The sequence below is a fragment of the Trichocoleus desertorum ATA4-8-CV12 genome (assembly GCA_019358975.1).
In the GTDB taxonomy this organism is placed as follows: domain Bacteria; phylum Cyanobacteriota; class Cyanobacteriia; order FACHB-46; family FACHB-46; genus Trichocoleus; species Trichocoleus desertorum_A.
In genome coordinates this window covers 103,892-123,476 of the sequence record JAHHIL010000010.1, presented here as the reverse complement: position 1 = coordinate 123,476, position 19,585 = coordinate 103,892, and the positions used below count along the sequence as shown (strand labels likewise).

Genomic DNA, 19,585 nt, shown 5'->3' with positions numbered 1-19,585 from the left:
TCAAATTGCTGGCTGAGGAATTAGAATCCTATCTCCCCTTCTGGCAACGGTCTGAAACTTTACCCAAATGGGATATCACCATTCTTCCTGCTTGACAGGGGTGTTATTTATTTGCAACCCCCTAAGCGATCGCAGATCGCTTGCTTCGATTGTCGTCCAGAGCTGTAATACGAAGCTAGAGGGAGGCGATCGCCCGTAGTAAACACTAAGCTGACTCGATAGGTGCTGCTATCACTGCCATGTGATTCCTCAATTCGCACATCTTCAATATCGCGAATTCGCCGCTCAATCACTTTGGTGCCAAGCACGCTATGACGTTTGAGGGTTAGGCTACCTGAGTTTTTGTTAAATTCACAGACGATAATTTCGCCCACCACAACGGCAACAGCAAGACCCACGACGACAAAAACACCGCCAACCATTAACATGAACCAGCGATCGTCTTGTTGCAGGGTTAAGGAGGATGCTTGAGAATTACCCAGGAATGTACTAATTTGAGTGGCAATTTCTTGTTTGCCATTCTCTCCAGAGCTGTAGTAGTCGGTGAAGGGAACTTCGCCTTGGTTGGTGACTAGCACGACTCGAAAGGTATCGCCATCGCTACTGCTCATCCGCTCTACTTTTGCCCCCTCTAAGGCTTCTAGTTTTCTCTCTTGAGGGGCGATGCTGAATACTCCCGCAGCTTTAAGCTGACAATTATTCTCCGTTGGTGCAATGCGATCGCAGTTGAGCGTGACGACCTTACCAAAACCTGTGATCACGGCTAGACCAATGCCTGCGAATATCAGGCCAAATAGCCACAGCCAGATTGGCAGGCTCAACAGATTTAATTGCGTCGGGGTTTCTTTGACGATTTTCATGAGGACTTGGGAGCCTGGATTGTATCAGCTTGTCCAGGTTGCTTCCAAGGGATTCAACGTCAGGCATTCAGTTTCCCGAACTGCTGGACAAGCTGAATCGCAATCCGTTGGGCCGCTCCGGGGGCACCCATACGACGCTGGCCGTTATCCGCAATAATTTGCAAGCGATCGGGGTTGCTGAGCAAAGCTTCGATCGCTTTGGGCACTTGAGCAGGCTGCTTGACTAAAGTCACCGAGGCACCCAGCAAGCGAGTTTGAGCTTCCGCAAAGGCAGGGGTAAACTGCGGCCCTTGACCAGGCAGGGTAATCGCAGGTTTTCCTAAGCCCACAAATTGTTCGGTGGCTGTGCCTGCCATTGCGATCGCTAAATCCGACAAGTGCAGACAATCGTTAAAGGCTTGCTGGGTGAGTACCAGGGTAGCTTTGCGTTGAGTGAAACAGAGGGCAGTGGGGTCAGAGCTAAAAGCATGATTGGAGGTGCTAAGTCGCCAAGCTTGGGTTTCTAGGGGTTCGCGGAGCTGGTCTAAATCTAAGCCAGGGGCGATCGCGCCTAAAAATAGGATGGGGCGATTGGGGAAGGTTTCCAGAATTCTGGCGATCGCTTGAATCATTTGGTGCCAATTGGCATAGGCTTCGGGGGGGCGAGAACCAGGCAATAAGGCAATGGTAAGGGGTGGGTTCTCTTGGCTTTTGGTAGCGATCGCAGTGGCACTAGGCTCCAAGCTGTCCATCATCGGGTTGCCGAGGTCAAAAGCAGGAATCGACCATTGCTTCAGCCCAGCCGTGGTTAAGCTATCTCTAGGAAAAACGGCTTGGCACTTGGGGCGGCTCATCAGCCAACGTTCCCAAGGTAAGTAAACTGAGCCTGACCAATCTTCCATTTTCTCAAACCAGGAGTGACGGGGTAGCGGGCCCACTTCATCGCGTAGGTAATATTCTGACTTGGCGGTGCCGACGAAAGCGTAGGGAGCGCCACTCAGCCAAGCGAATAACAGCGGCACAATATCGCCCACCGCTAGAATGACTCCCCCTGCTTTCGCCCAAGCTTTGACGGTTTTGATTTGAGCGAGCGTCAGTTGTAGCAAGCCACCTTTAATGTCCCGCGCCAGTTGCCGACCATCCATATAGACAAAGCCACCAGAAGGCATGGTTTTGATAGGGCCGACGATCGCAATATTGTGGTTGATGTAAGCTTGACCTTTGCCAACGAGGGGCAGAGCGGCAATTTCTGAAGCTTGCGGCTGTTGCTGCAATTCTTGCAAAATCCGCACCGCGATCGCATCCTCTCCATGACCGTTACTCAGGCAAAGTATCTTCATCTGGTTCCATTAGCAGGCGTAGCAGATTTTAGCAGGTAGGCGATTCTCTAGAAGAGACAGACTCACAACTTTTCTAAACTAGCGTAGACAAAGCGTAGACAAGAAGAACTACACCAATTAGCTGTCAGACGACCACCCAGATTTTGATAAGCTAAGGAGTCTCTGGAGCCGCACTCAACAACTATGGCAAGTCTACGCTCTCGCATCCTCCTTTGCATTCGTCATGGGTGCAAGGTAGCGAGGCAATGGATAGCCCAGATTGAATCAATGTCAGTAGATATCCTTTCCACACCGACTCAATTTTCCTCGCTGGAACAAGCGCTGAAGCATTTTTTCGGCTACGAAGCTTTTCGTCCTGGACAGCGCGAAATTGTCGAGACTGCCTTAGAAAACCGAGATGCATTGATCGTGATGCCCACAGGCGGCGGCAAATCTCTCTGTTTTCAGTTACCAGCCCTGCTGAAGCCAGGTTTAACGGTAGTGGTATCACCGCTGATTGCCCTGATGCAAGACCAGGTACAAGCCCTACAGGACAATGGCATTGGGGCCACATTCCTCAACAGTAGCTTGCATCCAATGGAGGCGCGATCGCGGGAAGCGGCAATTTTAGCAGGGGAGATCAAGCTGCTCTATCTCGCTCCAGAGCGCTTATTAAATGAGCGATGTTTACCTTTTTTAGACTACGTGCGATCGCGCATGGGCTTGGCTGGGTTTGCCATTGACGAAGCTCACTGCGTCTCCGATTGGGGCCACGACTTTCGGCCTGAATACCGGCAGTTACAGCAATTGCGCCAACGTTACCCCGATGTGCCCATCATGGCTTTAACGGCCACAGCCACAGAGCGGGTCAGGCAAGACATTATCGAACAGTTGTGGCTGCAAGACCCTTACATTCACACCGCTAGCTTCAATCGGCCCAATCTTTATTACGAAGTGCGGCCCAAACCCAGCCCAAAGCAAGCTTATAAGGAGTTGCTGCACCAAGTTCAACAAACCGCTGGTTCAGGAATTATCTACTGTCTCAGCCGTCGCAAAGTTGAAGAGTTAGCCAGCAAGTTGCAGCAAGATGGTGTGGAAGCGCTGCCCTATCATGCGGGGTTGAGCGACGAAGCCCGCAGTACCAATCAAACTCGGTTCATTCGAGATGATGTGCGGGTGATGGTCGCCACAGTCGCCTTTGGCATGGGCATTAACAAGCCAGATGTGCGGTTTGTGATTCACTACGACTTACCGCGTAGCATCGAAAGCTACTACCAAGAGTCGGGGCGAGCGGGACGAGACAGTGAACCTGCTCACTGTACGTTGTTTTTTGGCTTGGGCGACATCAAAACTGTGGAGTATCTGATCGAGCAAAAAACCGATCCGCAAGATCAGCTAATTGCGCGGCAACAGTTGCGGCAGGTAGTTGGTTATGCCGAGGGGACTGTCTGTCGCCGTACGATCCAACTCAGTTATTTTGGCGAAGGCTTTCCGGGGGACTGTGGCAACTGTGATCATTGCCTATACCCACAACCGATTGAAGATTGGACCATTGAAGCCCAAAAGTTTCTTTCTTGCATTGCCCGCTGCCAAGAGCGTTTTGGTATGAACCACATTATTGATGTGTTACGGGGTTCGAAGAATCAAAAGGTTTTACAAAATAATCATGACAAACTCTCCACCTACGGCATTGGCAAAGACAAAACCGCTGACGCATGGCGAATTTTAGGACGGGCTTTGCTACACCAAGGTTTGGTTGAAGAAACCAGTGATGGCTACTCAGTACTCAAACTCAATGCTCAGAGTTGGGAGATCTTGAAGAAGCAGCGATCGCTTCTCATTGCCGTACCCCCTGCAACTAATCACCTAGAAGAAAGCGAGTCGGAAGGCTTAAGGGCTGATGTAGAAGTTTTGTTTCAACGGTTGCGATCGCTGCGAAAACGCTTGGCTGATCAACAAGCCGTCCCTCCCTATGTGGTCTTCAGCGATTCCAGCTTAAAATTGATGGCCCAACAGCAACCCCAAACTTTAACCGAGTTCGCCCGAATTTCTGGCGTGGGGAGCCGCAAGCTAGAGCAGTACGGCGAAAAATTCACCGCTGAAATTCGCGCCTATCGGCAGGATCAGGTCTAAGTTTAGGGATGATCTCTCCTGGTGCTGATTAATCAACAAATTTTCTGGGGCTAGTCTAAGTGACGACGTTTAGCTTCCTATCTACCCATGAGAGCCAATCCTACTCAAACTCCCCTCGCTAACCAAAACCAAAGGGGCGATCGCAAATCTGTAGTTGCCGCTGGGATTTTGTTTGGCTTGGGGTTTAGTGGTTTTTTTGATGGCGTGGTGCTGCATCAAATTTTGCAGTGGCATCACATGCTTACCAGTGCAGGCTATGCCGATACGACGGTAGCAGGGCTGAAACTCAATACCCTAGCAGATGGACTCTTTCATGTCGTGGCTTATGCGTTTACCTTTAGCGGGCTGGTGGTGTTGTGGCGGGGTTTGGAGCGGGGTAATTTAGCTTGGTCTTCCAAAAGGTTTGGGGGTGCTTTGCTGCTGGGGGCAGGGATCTTTGATGTGGTAGAGGGCATCATCGATCACCAAATTCTAGGCATCCACCACGTCAAGTCAGGCCCGAATGAATTCGCCTGGGATATGGGATTTTTAGCGCTGGGGGCAGGCTTAGCGATCGCGGGTTGGCTGTTGCTACGGGCTGCTCAACAACCAACCTCAAAATGAAGCAACCCTGGCTTTACTGCTGGGTGGCAGAGCGGCCTTGCTTGGACAGCTTCACCAAGACGAAATAGCTCAAACAAGCTACATAAGCGAGTAAACCCACCACTCCAAGGAAGCCGAGAAAGCGGACGCTGGTGTTGGCATGAAAATACTGCTTGAACAATAGGGGTGGATCAAACCAAACCCGACAAAATCTTGTGTTCAGAGCTGCTTGAGAAATAGCGCATTGCAGGAAAGGCAAACTAAGCAAGGCTCCTAAAGCGCTGTAGACCGTCATGGCCCAACGCCAAGCATTAAATGTTAGCTTCAAGGGACTACGGGATTGATCGTCAATTTCTTCGTTGAGGTCAACCCAGAACCACAGCGCAATGGGAATGAGAACCCGTGCCATCAGGGCTGAGACAAAACTGAGGGGCACTGCTGCCATCATCAAGTAGACCGTGATGGCTAGCAAGCTCGAAACCCGCCAATAAATAGCTAACAGATGCTGAATGGTTTCATTTTTTTGCACAAAAGCCCAAGTCAGCAGAATTAAAGGAAAAAGGACAGCAAATAGGAGGGCCAGTCGGTAATCTGTCCAAACTAGCGGTTCAAACCAGAGTTGATCTTGCATAACTCATCTACGGCGGAATTCATACAGCAAACAATGACCTCCGTAAAGGCCAAGATTTGCCCCTCTTATCTTAAGACCCTCTGGCGGTCTCTAACAGGCGCATGAACCGAATGCAACAAACTAGAGAGTCAAGTCAGAAAAAGTTGTGGCCTTAGACACCAACACCTCAGGGGCGATCGCAGCTCTGGAATTGGGGCTGTTGTAGTTGGGAGTCTGAGACGAATCAAAAACTTGCACTACCTTCAACAACAGGGCAACACCAAGCCCAACGATGAGTACCCAAGAAATATCGTTGCCACGTTCTGCTTCAGAAAGATCGCGACTAAAGTTGCAAGATAGGCATTGAAACAGGTCATTGCCGCGTTGGACGAGTCCTTTCTTGCCGCAATTGGGACATTCTGTAATTTGTGCCATAAGTGCCTCCCTGAAACCAGGGTGGTTCTCCTAAAACAGGTTAGAAAATGGTTAGGTCTGTAAAATCAGCCGTCTGTAAAGTCAGGGTTTGTTAAAAATGCACCTATCTCCATTGCAACAAAATTACAGGCAACACCCCTGAGCCTTGCGAGAGAATTGCAGTCGTTCCAGCGGCGTATCCCAAAATTTAATTGCAGAGGTTGTTACTTCCGCCGACTTGGAGAGCGAGAGATCACCCAAAGGAGACTGGCACTAAGGAGAGTAAAGGCGATCGCGGCTCCTTGCCACTGCGCTGGATTCGGTGGTTCTGCCTGGGCAAACGGGAGGTTGAAGAAGGCGATCGCGGCTCCTACGACACCCAGCAAAGCTGCTCCCGCAATCAATCCTGACGCATACAAAACCCCTGCTTCCCGCCGTCGCTCTAGGCTGCGAGGGGGAGACCAGGCTTCTACCGCGAGCCGAATTAAACCACCGATCATAATTGGGATCGAGAGGTGAATCGGCAGATACAGCCCCACGGCAAAGGCGAGCGTGGGCAACCGCATCATTTCCACACAAGCCGCTAAAGCCGCCCCCACCAAGACCAAGCCCCACGGTAAGTTGCCACCCAAAACGCCATCAATCACCAGCCGAATTAAGTTGGCTTGGGGCGCTTTAAAGGCTCCAGAAACAATGTCGGCGCGGAACAGCTCCAGCACAGCACTCATCACCAACCCAGTCGTAACCACTCCCACAATTTCCCCAATTTGTTGATTGCGGGGAGTGGCTCCGATCAAAAAACCCGTTTTCAAGTCTTGAGAGGTATCTCCGGCGTTGGCGGCGGCAATACAAACTAAAGCGCCAATGGTGAGCACCGCGACTTTCGCTTCTTGGAGACTATAGGCAGAGCCAAACAACAGCGCACAAATTAGCACCGTGACAATCGTCATCCCGGAAATGGGGTTCGAAGAATTGCCGATGATGCCCACAATGCGCGAGGAGACCGTGACAAAAAAGAAGGAAAACACCACCACTGCCAAACCTGCCAGCAACCCGACTGGCCCCGCTCCTCCGGTTCGTAGCGGTAAAAATGCCACCAGCAAACCAATCACAATCAAACTGACTGCAACCAACGCTAGAGACAAATCGCGATCCGTCCGTTCCGCCTGGTGACTGCCGCGTTGCTTGAGGGCGATCGCGGTGAGTCGCACTGATTCCCACAGGGTTGGAGCTGACTTGAGCAAGCTAAACAAGCCACCGAAAGCCACAGCCCCCGCTCCGATATAGCGGATGTAACGACTCCAAATGCTGAAGCTGTCCATATCGGCAATCCGAGTGACGGTTTCCGGGGCAATGGGCGTTGGCACCCCACTGCCAAATAAATAGATCAAGGGCATGATCACTAGCCACCCGATCGCCCCTCCCGCCAAGATTACCGCTGCGATCGCTGGGCCAACGATGTAACCCACTCCCAGCAATTCCGGTGTGACACTGGCCCCAATCGAAGTCCGAAATCCCGCTTGCGCGATCGCTACATCCGGTTCCGCAGGCCAAAGGCGACCAAAGCGCTCTAAAGCCGAGTACAAAGCCCCCACACCCAAACCACTAAACAAAAGCTTGGCTTGTGGCCCTCCTGCCTGGGATGCCACCAAAATTTCAGCACAAGCAGTCCCTTCCGGATAGGTCAGTCGTCCATGCTCCTGCACAATCAAGAATCGCCGCAGCGGAATCATAAACAGCACGCCCAGCAACCCACCGAGCAGCGACAGCGGAAAAATCGGCCAGAAACCTGGTGTTTCGCCCCACAGGTACAGCACTGGCAAGGTGAAAATCACCCCAGCCGCCAAAGACTCTCCCGTCGAGCCAATGGTTTGGACAATATTGGTTTCGAGCAAGCTACCTTGCCGTAACGCCCGGAACACAGCCACCCCAATTACCGCCGCCGGAATCGAAGCCGAAACCGTCAACCCTACCTTCAACCCCAGATAAGCATTCGCCGCTCCAAATAAAATTCCTACCGCCACTCCAACCAGTAAAGATTTGGGCGTCAACTCAGGCATCTCAGACTCATCGGGGACTACGGGTTCGTAACGTTCCCCTGGAGGTAACGCTTGGTAAGCCTCCCGTGGCAACACCATCTTCGGCTGCGACTTGCTTGGCATAGAAACTGATCTTTGTGTTTAGTGAATCGTCAAATCCCCTTTTGCGGAATAGGTTATTCAAAATTCTTGATGAATTGCAGTGTCAGCAGTGACGAACTGAGCTGAGTTAGCAGAAAAGCGATCGCCACAGGCTCTCTAATTCAGGCTAACTGCATCAATTCAGACCGCTAAACGCTAAACTTTGGAGCGTTAGATCAGTGCTACATCCTCGACATTGTCTATGACCGTTTTGCTTGCTGCCGTCACACCGCAGGTTGCCCAAAACCTGATTGAATTGGCTTTTGACATCGTACCGAGAGTCTTTGGGGCCATTGGTATCTTGGTCCTAACTCGCTTAGCGATCGGGGTCGTGGGGCGCGTTATGCGGCGAACCCTCAACCGCACCGAACCCACCATCCGCAAATTCCTGGTACAAGCCTCCGAAATCGTCACCCTAGTCGTAGGCATTAGCGCCGCCCTGACCGCCCTGGCCATTCCTACCGCCACCTTAGTCACTGTAGTGGGTGCCGCCGGACTCGCGATCGGCTTAGCGCTGCAAAACACCCTGTCTCACTTCGCAGCGGGCATTATGCTCATCACCTTTCGACCCTTTGAAGTGGGCGACTATGTGGAAGGCGCAGGCGTATTTGGCATCGTCGATAGCATCGGCCTGTTCTACACCACCCTAGTCACTCGCGATAACGTCAAAATCACCGTCCCCAACAGCAACCTATTCAGCGGCACCCTAAAAAACATGACCACCTTGGGCACCCGCCGCGTCGATTTAGAAATTGACATCGGCGATCGCCCCATCGACTCCACCATCACCCTGTTGCTCGCCCTAGTCCTCCCCCACCCCCTAGTCCTCAACGATCCCAAACCCACCTGCCACGTCCACACCGTCTCCCCCACCACCACAGTCCTCTATCTACGACCCTGGTGCGCCGCTGAAGCTTACGAACAAGTGCGATCGGAAATTCAACAAATGGTCAAAGAAACCCTACAACAACTCGATGCCACCCCAGATCCCGCCATAGAGCCAGAATCCGAGATCACCGACTACTAAAACAGCCCCCTAAACCTGACAACCAAACCAGCCAACCCAAACACTCCCGAAGACCTCCCGACAATAGGCCCCTACTATGTACTCTGACAGCAAGGCGGCGTCTAGAAATAAAGAATCCCGAACCTAGCCCCCCTAGCCCCCCAGACTTGGGGGGAACCTGCTTAAAACCTTCAGTAGCAAGGAATTCAGCCCTAACGGACATACCAGAAAAAGGGTAGGGCAAGGAGTTAAACCCCATTGCAATTTTCTCCTTGTTTAAATGAAGCCACCCTGCCACAATGCACTCTGGAGGGGGTTTGGGGGAGAATTCCCCAAGGCTGTTTCTCCCAGAGCTAAACCGTGAACCCCTTCTCTCTAACCCCCACAACCCCCACATCCACCTCCACTACATCCACCCCCGCAACTTCCACTGCTACAACCACTACTACCGCAGCCACCCCCACCATCGAAACTGCTACTACTCGAACTAGTTGAATGACTTAGAACAAAGCGTAAATCTGCAAAGGATTGGCTTGACAAAGATGCAGTCCCAAAAAGAGCAAATGCTAATCCTACTGGGCTGTGCTTCGCTTGACTGTTTAAAGCTGCTTGTTTCAAGCTGGCATTCTGCTGCAATAAAGTTTGCACAACTTGCTGTCCAAAACGACTTAAGCCAACTGGAGTTAAGCAGCGAATCGCTGCAAAGGCCGTAAAAAGGCAGAGAATCATCAGGAATCCTACTGGTTTGTGACGTTCAAGACCAACGCTAATCTTGCTAATCCCTAGCACCAACAAAGCAATAATGGACAAAGCTGGAACCCATTGCGCCAGAAACGCTCGCCAATAAGGTAATAACAATCCTCTTTCTCGCAGGCGATCGCCAACCTCCTCAGCAATATTGGTTACGGCTCCTCTAATGTGGTACACACTCCCGTTGGCTCTGGCTGCTGTTTCAACTGCCTGTTCTAGAGGATGCCTCTCTTTAGGCAAAGCTTCGGTAACGGATAGTGCTTGAATTTTGGACTTAGGTTGTAAGTATCGATGTTGCACTAACTGAACAATTGCTGTCTCCACTGCTCGTTCTCGCCCTGCCGCTAAAAACGCAATTTCGTACAAGTCGAGATCAGAGGAGGCAACTGCACCTTGGCTTGGGAAGCGCAGCAGCCAACGCAGTAAACTGGCAAACCCTACCACTGGGATCGCCAACATCATATAAAACCCTAAAAATTCTGGCCCTCTGAAATTAAGTGGATTTTCCAGCTCCAACCTCATCAGTGGCGTGCAGCCCACAATCGCCAGAGCAAGTATCAGTGCCAGAAGTGGGATCGCGGGCTTGGGCAGTTTTAACTTCGACAAAACCCAATAATGCTGGGGATCAACCTGAATTAACTCTGCCTCTTGGGCAAAGCGCAAATGGGCTGGAGGCCAAATATCCGTAGGGGGCGCTTCACCAAACCAAGCTGTATAACTTGCAAGGGTTTGGTTGTACCAGTCGTCAAACTTTTCTTGCTCGGCGTTGCCACCCCTCGTCGGTTCGTGGTGTAGTGGGGTGCCTAAAACCTTGGAACAAAACTCTTCCCAGTAAGAGCGAGTATAGGTCAAGTGGAGATGCCAAGCTTGGTCTACCTGTTCGGAAGGGCTGACCGGATGCCCTGCTACCACTGCCAAAAACACAAACTTTTTGTATTCCTGAATAACTCGCTGAGTGTACTCAACGCTCCACTTATTCTCACAGGCTAAGCGTTTGCTAAAAGAAAGTGAGTCATGGGGGTTATCAAGTGAAAAAGCTTGAATCCGCTGATACAGCTCTGCTTGTTGCAAGTTCATTTCTGTTAGCTAAAGCTTGATAATCTAGGTTGATGCAAACCAGACCCAGCCTAGCAGTCTGTTAAGTTAAGTGTCCTCAGTAGCAATTTTGGCAAGCGAAGCACGGGGAAGAAAAGTAAAAACCTGACAACTGCACCAAAGCACAGCCATCAGGCTTCATCGAGTTATCACCTCAAGAACTAGTTAAGACCTAGTGGGTTAAGCCCCCACTTGCTGCAACTCCTTTTTTAACTCCTTCTCCGCAGGTTGGCTCATCAGCTTCTGATACAACTCACTCAACTGCGAAGCGACACCTTCCCAGCTGAAGTAAGTTTCTACCCGATGTCTCGCCGCCACTCCTAGCTGATTGCGCCAAGTCGCATCACTCAAAATGCGATCGATCGCCTCAGCAAAAGCCGCATCATCTTGGGGAGGTGCCAGCAGACCCGTCTCTTCTGGGACTACCGTAAATTGCAAACCACCCACATCACTGGCGATTACAGGGGTACCACTCGCCATCGCTTCAATTGCTACTAGACCAAACGGTTCGTAATGGCTAGGCACCACACAAACATCCGCAGCAGCGTAGTAGGTGGGTAACGTCTCGTCACCCAAACGGCCAGGGAAAGTGGTAATTTCGCTCAGACCTAACTCATTGACAATACCCTCAATGCGATCGCGTTCCCTGCCATCACTTTGGCCCGGACGGCTACCGCCACCAATCACCAACTTCAGGTCAGCTTGACCACGCAACTGTGAACGACCCACCGCCCGCACCACGGTTTCAATGCCTTTGCGGGGATCAAAGCGCCCCACATAAAACACCACCTTAGAGTCGGGATCAATCCCCAGCTTTTGCCGTGCTTCTAACTGCGAGATGGAGCCAAATCGGTGAATATCCGTACCGCAAGGGATAATGTCAATATTGCCGCGAGTTGAAACATGCGATCGCATATGCTCCCTCTCTTGGGGGCTAGTTGCCACAATGCGCTCAGCCGTTTCCAAGCAAGCCTTTTCCGTTGCCAGACGAGTGCTCGCAATTAAAGGAATCGTGGAGATTGACTTGTACTTCACCGCTCCCAAAGAGTGGTAGGTATGCACTTGCTGAATCTTCTTGCGTTTCTTTAGCTCCATTCCTACCCAGGAAGAAAGCCAGTAATTGGTGTGAACCACAGGATATTCAATGCCAGACTCTTGCTGAAAATCGAGAAACTTTTGCACAAACTCTGGGAGGAACTCGAAGATCTCATCGCGAGGTACAAAATCCTCAGGGCCTGCAACTAAACGAATGGTGCGGCAGTTAGGAGCATGCTCCACAATCTTGGGTTGATTGGGGCTACTTTGGCGGGTAAACATATCAACCTGCCACCCTTGACGGGCTAGCGCTTCACCTACCTGCCGTACGTAAACGTTTTGTCCCCCAGCCTCTTCTTTACCAATCTCAATTGCAGGGTCGCCGTGGACAGAAATCAGGGCGACATGCTGATTTTTCAGAGGAAACATGGCTTTAAGCTTGTACCTAAAGTTAATAAAAAACTGAGCGAAATGGCTATCAAAATTGCTTTTGCTCTTAATGATTCAAATCCTAGGATTTGCGACTGCTGAAGGCATCAGTCAGAGGATATACTTTGCCAAAACCAGGCTTTTGACAGCAAATGGAATCAGAAGACTAATCGAGTGTATTTTTAAATGACCAGCTCCGGAGAACCACGTTTTGTCTTGTGCATGGAACGTCTCCCGTCGCTAAACTTCAATGAACTTGTTGCTTGAAAACCTGATATAGCCTATAAAAACTACAAATTGATCACGTAGCTATTTCAGATCCCAGAATCACTGAATTGAGTGATTCAGCATTGTTGCACCAGAAGGTTTGTTGAGCTTGCTCGATAGTATACTACGTTAATTCATTATTTTCAAAAAAACAGTGAAATCCCTGATTGGGATAGCAGTTCATTCATTTCGAATCAAGATTTAATTGCTGTTATCTAAAAAAGCGATCGCCATCACAATTACATATAAACCCAGGCAAAACATTGGCAAATTACACTTAGTAATTCCATTTAATAATCACGCCTAGTTAAGACCAGCAGGGATCACACTAGAATAACGCCCTCAGTAGGAAAACAGAGTAACAAGTTATGCCTAAGAGGCAGTTCCTGGCACCCTGTACGCCACCTGTATTAGCCGAGGGATGATTTCGGTAGATGCTTCAGCAAAGGCTAGATGAATAAAGAAAATATTAATTTTTGAACAGCAAAATTTACTTGTCATCAACTGAGGAACCGCACCGGAAGATGCAATGAACAAGCACTCTACCTCTGAAATTTAACGAATTAGTATCAAATCTACGAAGGAGTTGCGAGATATAGCAATCCTTTTTGATCGAACGGGGTGCAGGGGTTCCACCTCTGCATAGGGGCGTTGCCTTGTTCACAAATTGTTGTGATCTATACAACTCGCGATCGCTTGCGCTTAGCAGCATAACCACCCAAGCCAATCCAAACTGTATCCAGCCGAACCATAAGCTGCACCTATTCGATCTGGTACAGGTTGCTGGCAGGTTTGAAACTCTCAGCTTTGTCAGCAAACCCAGGAAGACAACCAAAACCAACTTTTCATACGCTCTCTGAAAAAAATAGCTAAATAACTGCAACTGTGGGGTAGAATGATTAAGCTTCATGGCCGCGACTTACCGCAGAGCCAGCACACTGTCTGCCAAAAGTTACAGATTGCTGTGTTCGTTTTGAGAAAAGTCTGCTATGATAGTTTACCGTCACCCTGGAGAGGTGGCTGAGTGGTCGAAAGCGGCAGATTGCTAATCTGTTGTACGAATCGTAAGACCGTACCGAGGGTTCGAATCCCTCCCTCTCCGTTCCAAAAGAACATTTACGACTGAGGCTCAGAAATATCTGGGCCTTTTTTGTTTTTAGCAGTCTGCTCATCACAAACTTGAGTTTCCCCAGCAATTCAGTCATGATTCATTTGCACCATAGAAGAGTACTGGGTTCAAATGAAAAATTTTGCTTCAGCAAGTGGTCTGAGGCCGCGCCTAGCAATCACTTTAGCCATCACAACTTTAATTACAGGTTTATTAGCGACTGCCTGCCAAGATGCGACTAACACCAATCAAGGCAGCCAAGGCCAAAATAACTCGACTGCCTCTACAACGAATGCCAAGGGATTAAAAATTGGTTCTCTGCTGCCAGCTACAGGGGACTTAGCGCCCATCGGTCAAGCCATGTTAGCTTCTGTGCCCTTGGCCGTGGAAAAAGCTAACCAATGTGGAGGAGTGAATGGTGAACCTGTAACGCTGGTAGCCGAGGATGACCAAACTGATCCCACCGCAGGTGCCGAAGGGATGACGAAGCTGGCTGAAGCGGATAGAGTCGCTGGCGTGGTCGGCTCATTTGCCAGTAGCGTTTCTAGCGCCGCTGTGGATGTGGCTGCTCGCAACCAGGTAATGCTGATTTCACCCGGAAGCACCAGCCCTGTCTTTACAGAACGGGCGAAAAAAGGTGACTTTCAAGGATACTGGGCTCGAACCGCACCCCCCGATACCTATCAAGCCAGAGCTTTGGCTAAGTTGGCGAGCGATCGCGGCTTCAAACGAGTTTCGACCATCGTGATCAACAACGACTACGGAGTTGGCTTCGAAAAAGAATTTGTGGAAGCCTTTAAGAAACAAGGCGGTACAGTGGTCAATGAAGCCAGACCCACTCGCTACGATCCTAAAGCCACCACCTTTGAAACTGAAGCCGCCGCTGCCTTTGGGGGCAAACCGGACGCAGTTGTGGCAGTTCTCTACGCCGAGACAGGTAGCCTATTATTGAAGTCTGCTTATGAGCAAGGCTTGACGGAAGGGGTGCAGGTTATGCTGACCGATGGCGTCAAGAGTGATGAATTTCCCAAACAGGTCGGCAAAACGAGTGACGGTAAATTCATCATTACCAACGCGATCGGAACCGTGCCTGGAGCCGATGGCAAGTCTTTAGATGCCTTAGCCCAACTCTGGCAGGAAAAGAAAGGTCAAGCCGTGAGTGCTTACGTCCCGCATTCTTGGGATGCCACAGCTCTGTTAATGCTAGCGGCAGAAGCAGCTAAAGCTAACACGGGAGCAGGCATTCAAAGCAAGTTGCGGGATGTAGCCAATGCGCCCGGAACCGAAATCTCGGATGTCTGTGAAGGATTAAAACTCTTGCGGGCAGGCCAAGACATTAACTACCAAGGTGCTAGCGGCAACGTTGACATTGACGAAAATGGAGATGTTGTCGGTAGCTACGATGTTTGGAGCGTCAAAGACGATGGCACGTTAGCCAATGTTGGTAAAGTGCAACCTGAGTAAAGAGTAGGCGCGAGAGCTAGACCCGTTTAAAGACTGGCGATCGCCCTCATTGGTAATTAATTGTTAATCGGCCTTAAACTAAACCCCCTGAAGCTGTTACGAGCTAGCAGGGGGTTTTAAATTTCCTAAGGGATGACTAGAACTTACCGAGAAGTGAAGTTATAGCCAACTCCTAACAGAAGGCCAATGTCTGTATCGTCCAATACAGCGGCATTCACAGCAGCAGTGGCAGTGAATTGTGGAGTCAGAGGCACGTCTACACCACCAGTCAGCAGCAGCCTAACTACATCACTATCTCCAGTTGTGATGGCAACCCCTGCGCCCACATAGGGAGCGACAGAAATGCCTACATCATCAGTCGTGTAGCTAGGGAAGTCTAAAGTAACTGGGATCAAGATATCAGCATCATCGCCAATCATCACTGAAGGTCTGACCGAGATGGTAGGAGTTAATCCAATCTTGCTGAGGACTGTGAAGTTCGTATCACCCAGCGCTGTATCCCCAGTAATGCCCACATTCAGACCCGCACCAATATAGCTAGAGCCAGAACGGGTAGCACGACCAGGCTCAATCGATTGAGCGACTTTAGGCGCTTCCGTTTCAGTGGTAGGAGCGATCGCTTCGACTGGGCTAGAAGGAGTAGCAGTTTGTTCAGTTAACACTTGAGCAGATGTAGCAGTGGTTCCTGGGACTGGTGCTAATTTTGCTGTTTCCGCAGGCATATCTGTAGATACGTCAGATACGTCTGCGACTGTTGCAGGTGCCATTTCCGTGGGAGCAGTTTCTGCCTGAATCGTACCCAAAGGGCTAGTAGATTCAGTGTGGTTGGCAAATAACACTGGAGATGTGGTGCTGAAGGAGTAAGTATCTGCCGAGTTGGAATCTGAGGTTGCAGTCACATCCACAGTTTCTGCTTGGGCCGACAAGGTACCACAAACCATTAATAGAGCGCTGAGGCTGAGTAAGGAAGAAACACGTCCGAAAAAAGTAATATTCACAGGCACTCCTCAATGTGTGTTGAACTAAAACTAGGTCAATCTATAGTTTTAGCTAGCTCACGTTTATCTTTTGCTATAGGTAAATGTATCGGCAAATTGGTCACCGTTCCCCCAATTTAGGGAATTTTGAACAATTTCGACACATTCTTAAGACATAGATTCCATTTGAACCTGTTTGGCAGGATTATCAGCTTGTAGCGACTTTTACCGAAGCTTTAATGGCTCCTCCGTAGTTATAGTGCTACGCATCAAGTTTGGGGCAAAGGGGGTGTGGGGGCTTCGCCCCCAGCCAGGGGTTTCACCCCTGCACCCCGTCTTAACCTTTATCAGTACTGCTATAGCTTTAATCTTTAACACCGCTAAGGTCATCCATCACAGCCACGATTTGCTGCGACACAAATGGCAAGATCGCTTCGTTTTGGCTATGGGCTTTGCCCTCTGTAAACACAACTAATAAGTAAGGCTGTTTCCCATCTGACTCGATATAGGCGGCATCGTGACGCACTTGGCTGGTAAGCCCTGCCTTAGACCAAACCTGGGCTGACTGAGCAACACCTGCGCCTAAAAAACCAGTCACTTGATTTTCGGGATCTGCTGCCAAATCGTTCGGGTTGAGACTGCGCTTCATCAATGCCATCATGGCTTGCGATCGCTCGGACGAAACAGCCACCCCTCCCACAATGCCATGAACCAAACGCGCCGTTGCTTCTGTCGTCAGCATATTGCGGTTTTCTATCAGTTCTCCGAGGAAGGCCCGCTCGCGACCGTAAGCACCATCGCACCAAGTTTTCTGGTTGAGATTAACGGTTTCCAGTTCTGGCCAGCCCAAGGATTGAAAATAGCGGTTCACCAGATTGCGCTGCTGCTTCCAAGTTTCAAAGGGGCCAGGGGGTAGTTCTGGGCCGCTGGTAGTGCCAGTCAAAACATCGACCACTAAACTGGTGGCATCGTTACTGGAATCTACAATCATGTCGCGGGCCGCTCGCTCCAATTCCGCTGACGACTGAATCATGCCTTTCTCTAGCCATTCGTGCATCGCGACTAGGTAAAACAACTTCACGATACTTGCCGGATAGATCCGCTCTAGACCTCTATAGCTAAAGCCTCTAACTTCGTGGTTCCAGAAGGCTTCTGGGCTTAAGGCTCCTCCGGTATTCACGGAAACTGGGGCATCGTAGACAATCCAGGTTAGGGCAATTTGATTACGAGCTAAGCCAGAAAATTCGGCCCAGGTAGCTTCTAGGACGCGATCGCCTAAAGTTTGCAGTTGTTCGTCTTTGCGGAAAAATGTCATTTTGACTTGATGGATGAACTCAGTAAACAGATGACTAGATTGCAGCAGAATAGCTTGCGATCACACAATTAATTTTGAATAGTGCCAATGATATGAGTACTTTTCCACCGTACCTGGTTTCAGAACCCGAATGCATAATAGCTAAGGGCCTATCCCCCTATCCCCACTCAATTTGTTGATCAATGGTTTCTTTGAGCGATTTACAAGCGACTTTCAATACTGATCCTGCTCAAAAGCTAGAGTATCAGTGCCAAGCCAACTTAAACCTTTATGACGGGCCAGAAAGCGATCGCTTAGCCACTCAAGCTGCGGTTGGCAGACATCTACAAATTATCTCCTTGCCAGCTACAACCCCTAGGACTGCTGATAGCGCCGCTATTCAAGTGCGTTTGTGTGAAGATGACTATCCAGGGTGGTTACGGACAACAGATATTCGCGAACTTGTTGTGGCCCCTATGCCCTACCAAGCGATCGCACTCAATGCTACAGAAATTCAAGCTCGACTGCCAGAAGCGATCGCTTTCGTCTACAAAGCGATGGAGCAACCCAATTACTATTTCTGGGGCGGCACTGTAGGGCCAAATTATGATTGCTCTGGGTTGATGCAGGCCGCTTTTGCGTCTGTCGGGATTCAATTACCGCGAGACGCCTATCAACAAGAAGCATTTACTCAAGCGATCGCCATGACCGCCTTACAACCAGGAGATCTAGTTTTCTTTGGTTCTCCAGAAAAAGCAACGCATGTGGGGCTATATGTGGGAGATCAGTCTTATCTTCATAGTTCTGGCAAAGAGCAGGGTCGAAATGGGATTGAGAGCGATCGCCTGTCTGAGCAGGGAGATATTGTGAGCCAAGCTTATTATCGACAACTACGCGGCGCAGGTCGTGTGATCGCGAGTTACCAACCACAAAGGTGAGCTGTAGTTGAACGAGGTGAAACGAGCTAGCGCAAATAATCAATCAGTCAATGTAGAGATATTGATAGGATGTACCCTAGGTCACACTTGAGTATCTTGAGAGTCGCGAGGATCAGCAATTACCACAATGAGTACTTCATTTACCACTAAGACTCAGATCCCCAATCCAGCTTTCTCTGATCCAGCACTTCAAGTCTCTGTCATCGTACCCATCTATAACGAAGTAGAAAGCCTTCCTCACTTAATTGAGGCGATCGCTACGTCTGTCACTGAAAACCAAATTAGCTACGAAATTGTCTGTGTTGACGATGGCTCTAGTGATGGCTCGACTGAGTTACTCAAGCAACTAGCCCAAGCTCGGACTGACTTACGGGCTGTGATCCTACGACGCAACTATGGACAAACCGCAGCAATGTCGGCTGGCTTTAAGCATGCCCGTGGCAAGGTATTGATTACCTTGGATGGCGATTTGCAAAATGACCCAGCAGACATCCCTCACCTACTGGCTTGTTTAGATGAAGGATATGACTTAGTTAGTGGTTGGCGTAAAGCTAGACAAGATGCGGCTTTGACTCGGCTCCTTCCTTCCAAAATTGCTAACTGGCTGATTGGTAACGTGACGGGGGTGAAACTGCACGACTATGGCTGTTCTCTCAAGGCTTACCGATCGGAACTCGTCGCCGACATGAATCTCTACGGTGAGCTACATCGATTTTTGCCAGCCCTGGCATTTATTGAAGGAGCAAGGATTACCGAAATTCCTGTGCGGCATCATGCTCGTCGCTTCGGCCAGAGTAAGTATGGCTTGGGTCGGACGCTCCGAGTTTTGATGGACTTATTCACAATCTTCTTTATGAAGAAGTTTTTGACTCGCCCCATGCATGTGTTTGGCAGCTTTGGCTTAGCTTCAATGGTGGCTGGAGTGCTGCTAGGGAGCTATCTAACTTTCCTGAAGCTGGGCTTGGGTCAAAGTATTGGCGATCGCCCTTTGCTCATCCTGGCGGTGGTGTTGTTGTTGGCAGGGATACAGTTGTTTAGCTTCGGCTTGCTGGCAGAACTGCTGATGCGAACTTATCACGAATCTCAAGATCGACCGATCTATCGGGTGCGAGAAGTAGTGGAAGCAGAATCAGAAACAGCCTAGC

General features: G+C 49.9%; 15 protein-coding genes and 1 tRNA gene. 7 read left to right on the top strand and 9 right to left on the bottom strand.

Annotation, left to right across the window (positions count from 1 at the left end):
- Positions 1-107: 107 nt before the first annotated feature.
- A complete protein-coding gene (locus KME12_10990) occupies positions 108-860 on the bottom strand; it encodes a hypothetical protein (GenBank protein MBW4488302.1) in 753 nt (250 codons plus the stop codon).
- Between the two features lie 59 nt (positions 861-919).
- Positions 920-2,179, bottom strand: coding sequence for a lipid-A-disaccharide synthase-related protein (locus KME12_10985; GenBank protein MBW4488301.1), 1,260 nt, complete (start codon positions 2,177-2,179; stop codon positions 920-922).
- A gap of 267 nt (positions 2,180-2,446) precedes the next feature.
- Here KME12_10985 and recQ point away from each other — a divergent pair, with 267 nt between their 5' ends.
- A complete protein-coding gene (gene recQ / locus KME12_10980) occupies positions 2,447-4,291 on the top strand; it encodes a DNA helicase RecQ (protein ID MBW4488300.1) in 1,845 nt (614 codons plus the stop codon).
- An 87-nt stretch (positions 4,292-4,378) separates the two neighbouring features.
- Complete coding sequence (locus tag KME12_10975) at positions 4,379-4,894, top strand: DUF2243 domain-containing protein (protein MBW4488299.1); 516 nt, start codon at positions 4,379-4,381, stop codon at positions 4,892-4,894.
- Positions 4,895-4,907: 13 nt separating this feature from the next.
- On the opposite strand, the gene KME12_10970 is transcribed toward KME12_10975, so the two are convergent.
- From KME12_10970 to KME12_10960, 3 genes are all read right to left on the bottom strand, one after another.
- A complete protein-coding gene (locus tag KME12_10970) occupies positions 4,908-5,504 on the bottom strand; it encodes a DUF3177 family protein (GenBank protein MBW4488298.1) in 597 nt (198 codons plus the stop codon).
- A gap of 120 nt (positions 5,505-5,624) precedes the next feature.
- Positions 5,625-5,918: a hypothetical protein gene (locus KME12_10965; GenBank protein ID MBW4488297.1), complete on the bottom strand. Its 294-nt coding sequence runs from the start codon at positions 5,916-5,918 to the stop codon at positions 5,625-5,627.
- A 203-nt stretch (positions 5,919-6,121) separates the two neighbouring features.
- Positions 6,122-8,059 (bottom strand): oligopeptide transporter, OPT family, encoded by a 1,938-nt coding sequence (locus KME12_10960; protein ID MBW4488296.1) that lies wholly within the window; start codon positions 8,057-8,059, stop codon positions 6,122-6,124.
- A gap of 220 nt (positions 8,060-8,279) precedes the next feature.
- Here KME12_10960 and KME12_10955 point away from each other — a divergent pair, with 220 nt between their 5' ends.
- A complete protein-coding gene (locus tag KME12_10955) occupies positions 8,280-9,104 on the top strand; it encodes a mechanosensitive ion channel family protein (protein MBW4488295.1) in 825 nt (274 codons plus the stop codon).
- A 354-nt stretch (positions 9,105-9,458) separates the two neighbouring features.
- Here KME12_10955 and KME12_10950 read toward each other — a convergent pair whose 3' ends face one another.
- Complete coding sequence (locus tag KME12_10950; protein ID MBW4488294.1) at positions 9,459-10,910, bottom strand: TIGR04222 domain-containing membrane protein; 1,452 nt, start codon at positions 10,908-10,910, stop codon at positions 9,459-9,461.
- 198 nt (positions 10,911-11,108) lie between these two features.
- Complete coding sequence (locus KME12_10945; protein ID MBW4488293.1) at positions 11,109-12,392, bottom strand: glycosyltransferase family 1 protein; 1,284 nt, start codon at positions 12,390-12,392, stop codon at positions 11,109-11,111.
- A 1,277-nt stretch (positions 12,393-13,669) separates the two neighbouring features.
- Between KME12_10945 and KME12_10940 the strand changes: the two genes are divergently transcribed.
- Together KME12_10940 and KME12_10935 are read left to right on the top strand one after the other, a co-directional pair.
- Positions 13,670-13,761: transfer RNA gene (locus KME12_10940), tRNA-Ser, on the top strand.
- Between the two features lie 138 nt (positions 13,762-13,899).
- On the top strand, positions 13,900-15,231 hold the full coding sequence (locus KME12_10935; GenBank protein ID MBW4488292.1) for an ABC transporter substrate-binding protein: 1,332 nt from the start codon (positions 13,900-13,902) through the stop codon (positions 15,229-15,231).
- A gap of 143 nt (positions 15,232-15,374) precedes the next feature.
- Here KME12_10935 and KME12_10930 read toward each other — a convergent pair whose 3' ends face one another.
- Together KME12_10930 and KME12_10925 are read right to left on the bottom strand one after the other, a co-directional pair.
- Entirely contained in the window at positions 15,375-16,229 is an 855-nt protein-coding gene (locus KME12_10930; protein ID MBW4488291.1) for a hypothetical protein, read from the bottom strand.
- 343 nt (positions 16,230-16,572) lie between these two features.
- Entirely contained in the window at positions 16,573-17,523 is a 951-nt protein-coding gene (locus tag KME12_10925; GenBank protein MBW4488290.1) for a class A beta-lactamase-related serine hydrolase, read from the bottom strand.
- 182 nt (positions 17,524-17,705) lie between these two features.
- Here KME12_10925 and KME12_10920 point away from each other — a divergent pair, with 182 nt between their 5' ends.
- On the top strand, positions 17,706-18,440 hold the full coding sequence (locus tag KME12_10920) for a C40 family peptidase (GenBank protein ID MBW4488289.1): 735 nt from the start codon (positions 17,706-17,708) through the stop codon (positions 18,438-18,440).
- Positions 18,441-18,567: 127 nt separating this feature from the next.
- The gene (locus KME12_10915) at positions 18,568-19,584 is read left to right on the top strand and encodes a glycosyltransferase family 2 protein (GenBank protein ID MBW4488288.1); all 1,017 of its coding nucleotides are present in this window, start codon (positions 18,568-18,570) and stop codon (positions 19,582-19,584) included.
- Position 19,585 lies beyond the last annotated feature (1 nt).

Coding starts and splice junctions, on each gene's coding strand:
- KME12_10970 (MBW4488298.1), bottom strand. CDS start 5,504: ATGCAAGATCAACTCTGGTTTGAACCGCTAGTTTGGACAGATTACCGA.
- KME12_10960 (MBW4488296.1), bottom strand. CDS start 8,059: ATGCCAAGCAAGTCGCAGCCGAAGATGGTGTTGCCACGGGAGGCTTAC.
- KME12_10945 (MBW4488293.1), bottom strand. CDS start 12,392: ATGTTTCCTCTGAAAAATCAGCATGTCGCCCTGATTTCTGTCCACGGC.
- KME12_10920 (MBW4488289.1), top strand. CDS start 17,706: ATGGTTTCTTTGAGCGATTTACAAGCGACTTTCAATACTGATCCTGCT.
- KME12_10955 (MBW4488295.1), top strand. CDS start 8,280: ATGACCGTTTTGCTTGCTGCCGTCACACCGCAGGTTGCCCAAAACCTG.
- KME12_10965 (MBW4488297.1), bottom strand. CDS start 5,918: ATGGCACAAATTACAGAATGTCCCAATTGCGGCAAGAAAGGACTCGTC.
- KME12_10935 (MBW4488292.1), top strand. CDS start 13,900: ATGAAAAATTTTGCTTCAGCAAGTGGTCTGAGGCCGCGCCTAGCAATC.
- KME12_10975 (MBW4488299.1), top strand. CDS start 4,379: ATGAGAGCCAATCCTACTCAAACTCCCCTCGCTAACCAAAACCAAAGG.
- KME12_10950 (MBW4488294.1), bottom strand. CDS start 10,910: ATGAACTTGCAACAAGCAGAGCTGTATCAGCGGATTCAAGCTTTTTCA.
- KME12_10915 (MBW4488288.1), top strand. CDS start 18,568: ATGAGTACTTCATTTACCACTAAGACTCAGATCCCCAATCCAGCTTTC.
- KME12_10925 (MBW4488290.1), bottom strand. CDS start 17,523: ATGACATTTTTCCGCAAAGACGAACAACTGCAAACTTTAGGCGATCGC.
- recQ (MBW4488300.1), top strand. CDS start 2,447: ATGTCAGTAGATATCCTTTCCACACCGACTCAATTTTCCTCGCTGGAA.
- KME12_10985 (MBW4488301.1), bottom strand. CDS start 2,179: ATGAAGATACTTTGCCTGAGTAACGGTCATGGAGAGGATGCGATCGCG.
- KME12_10990 (MBW4488302.1), bottom strand. CDS start 860: ATGAAAATCGTCAAAGAAACCCCGACGCAATTAAATCTGTTGAGCCTG.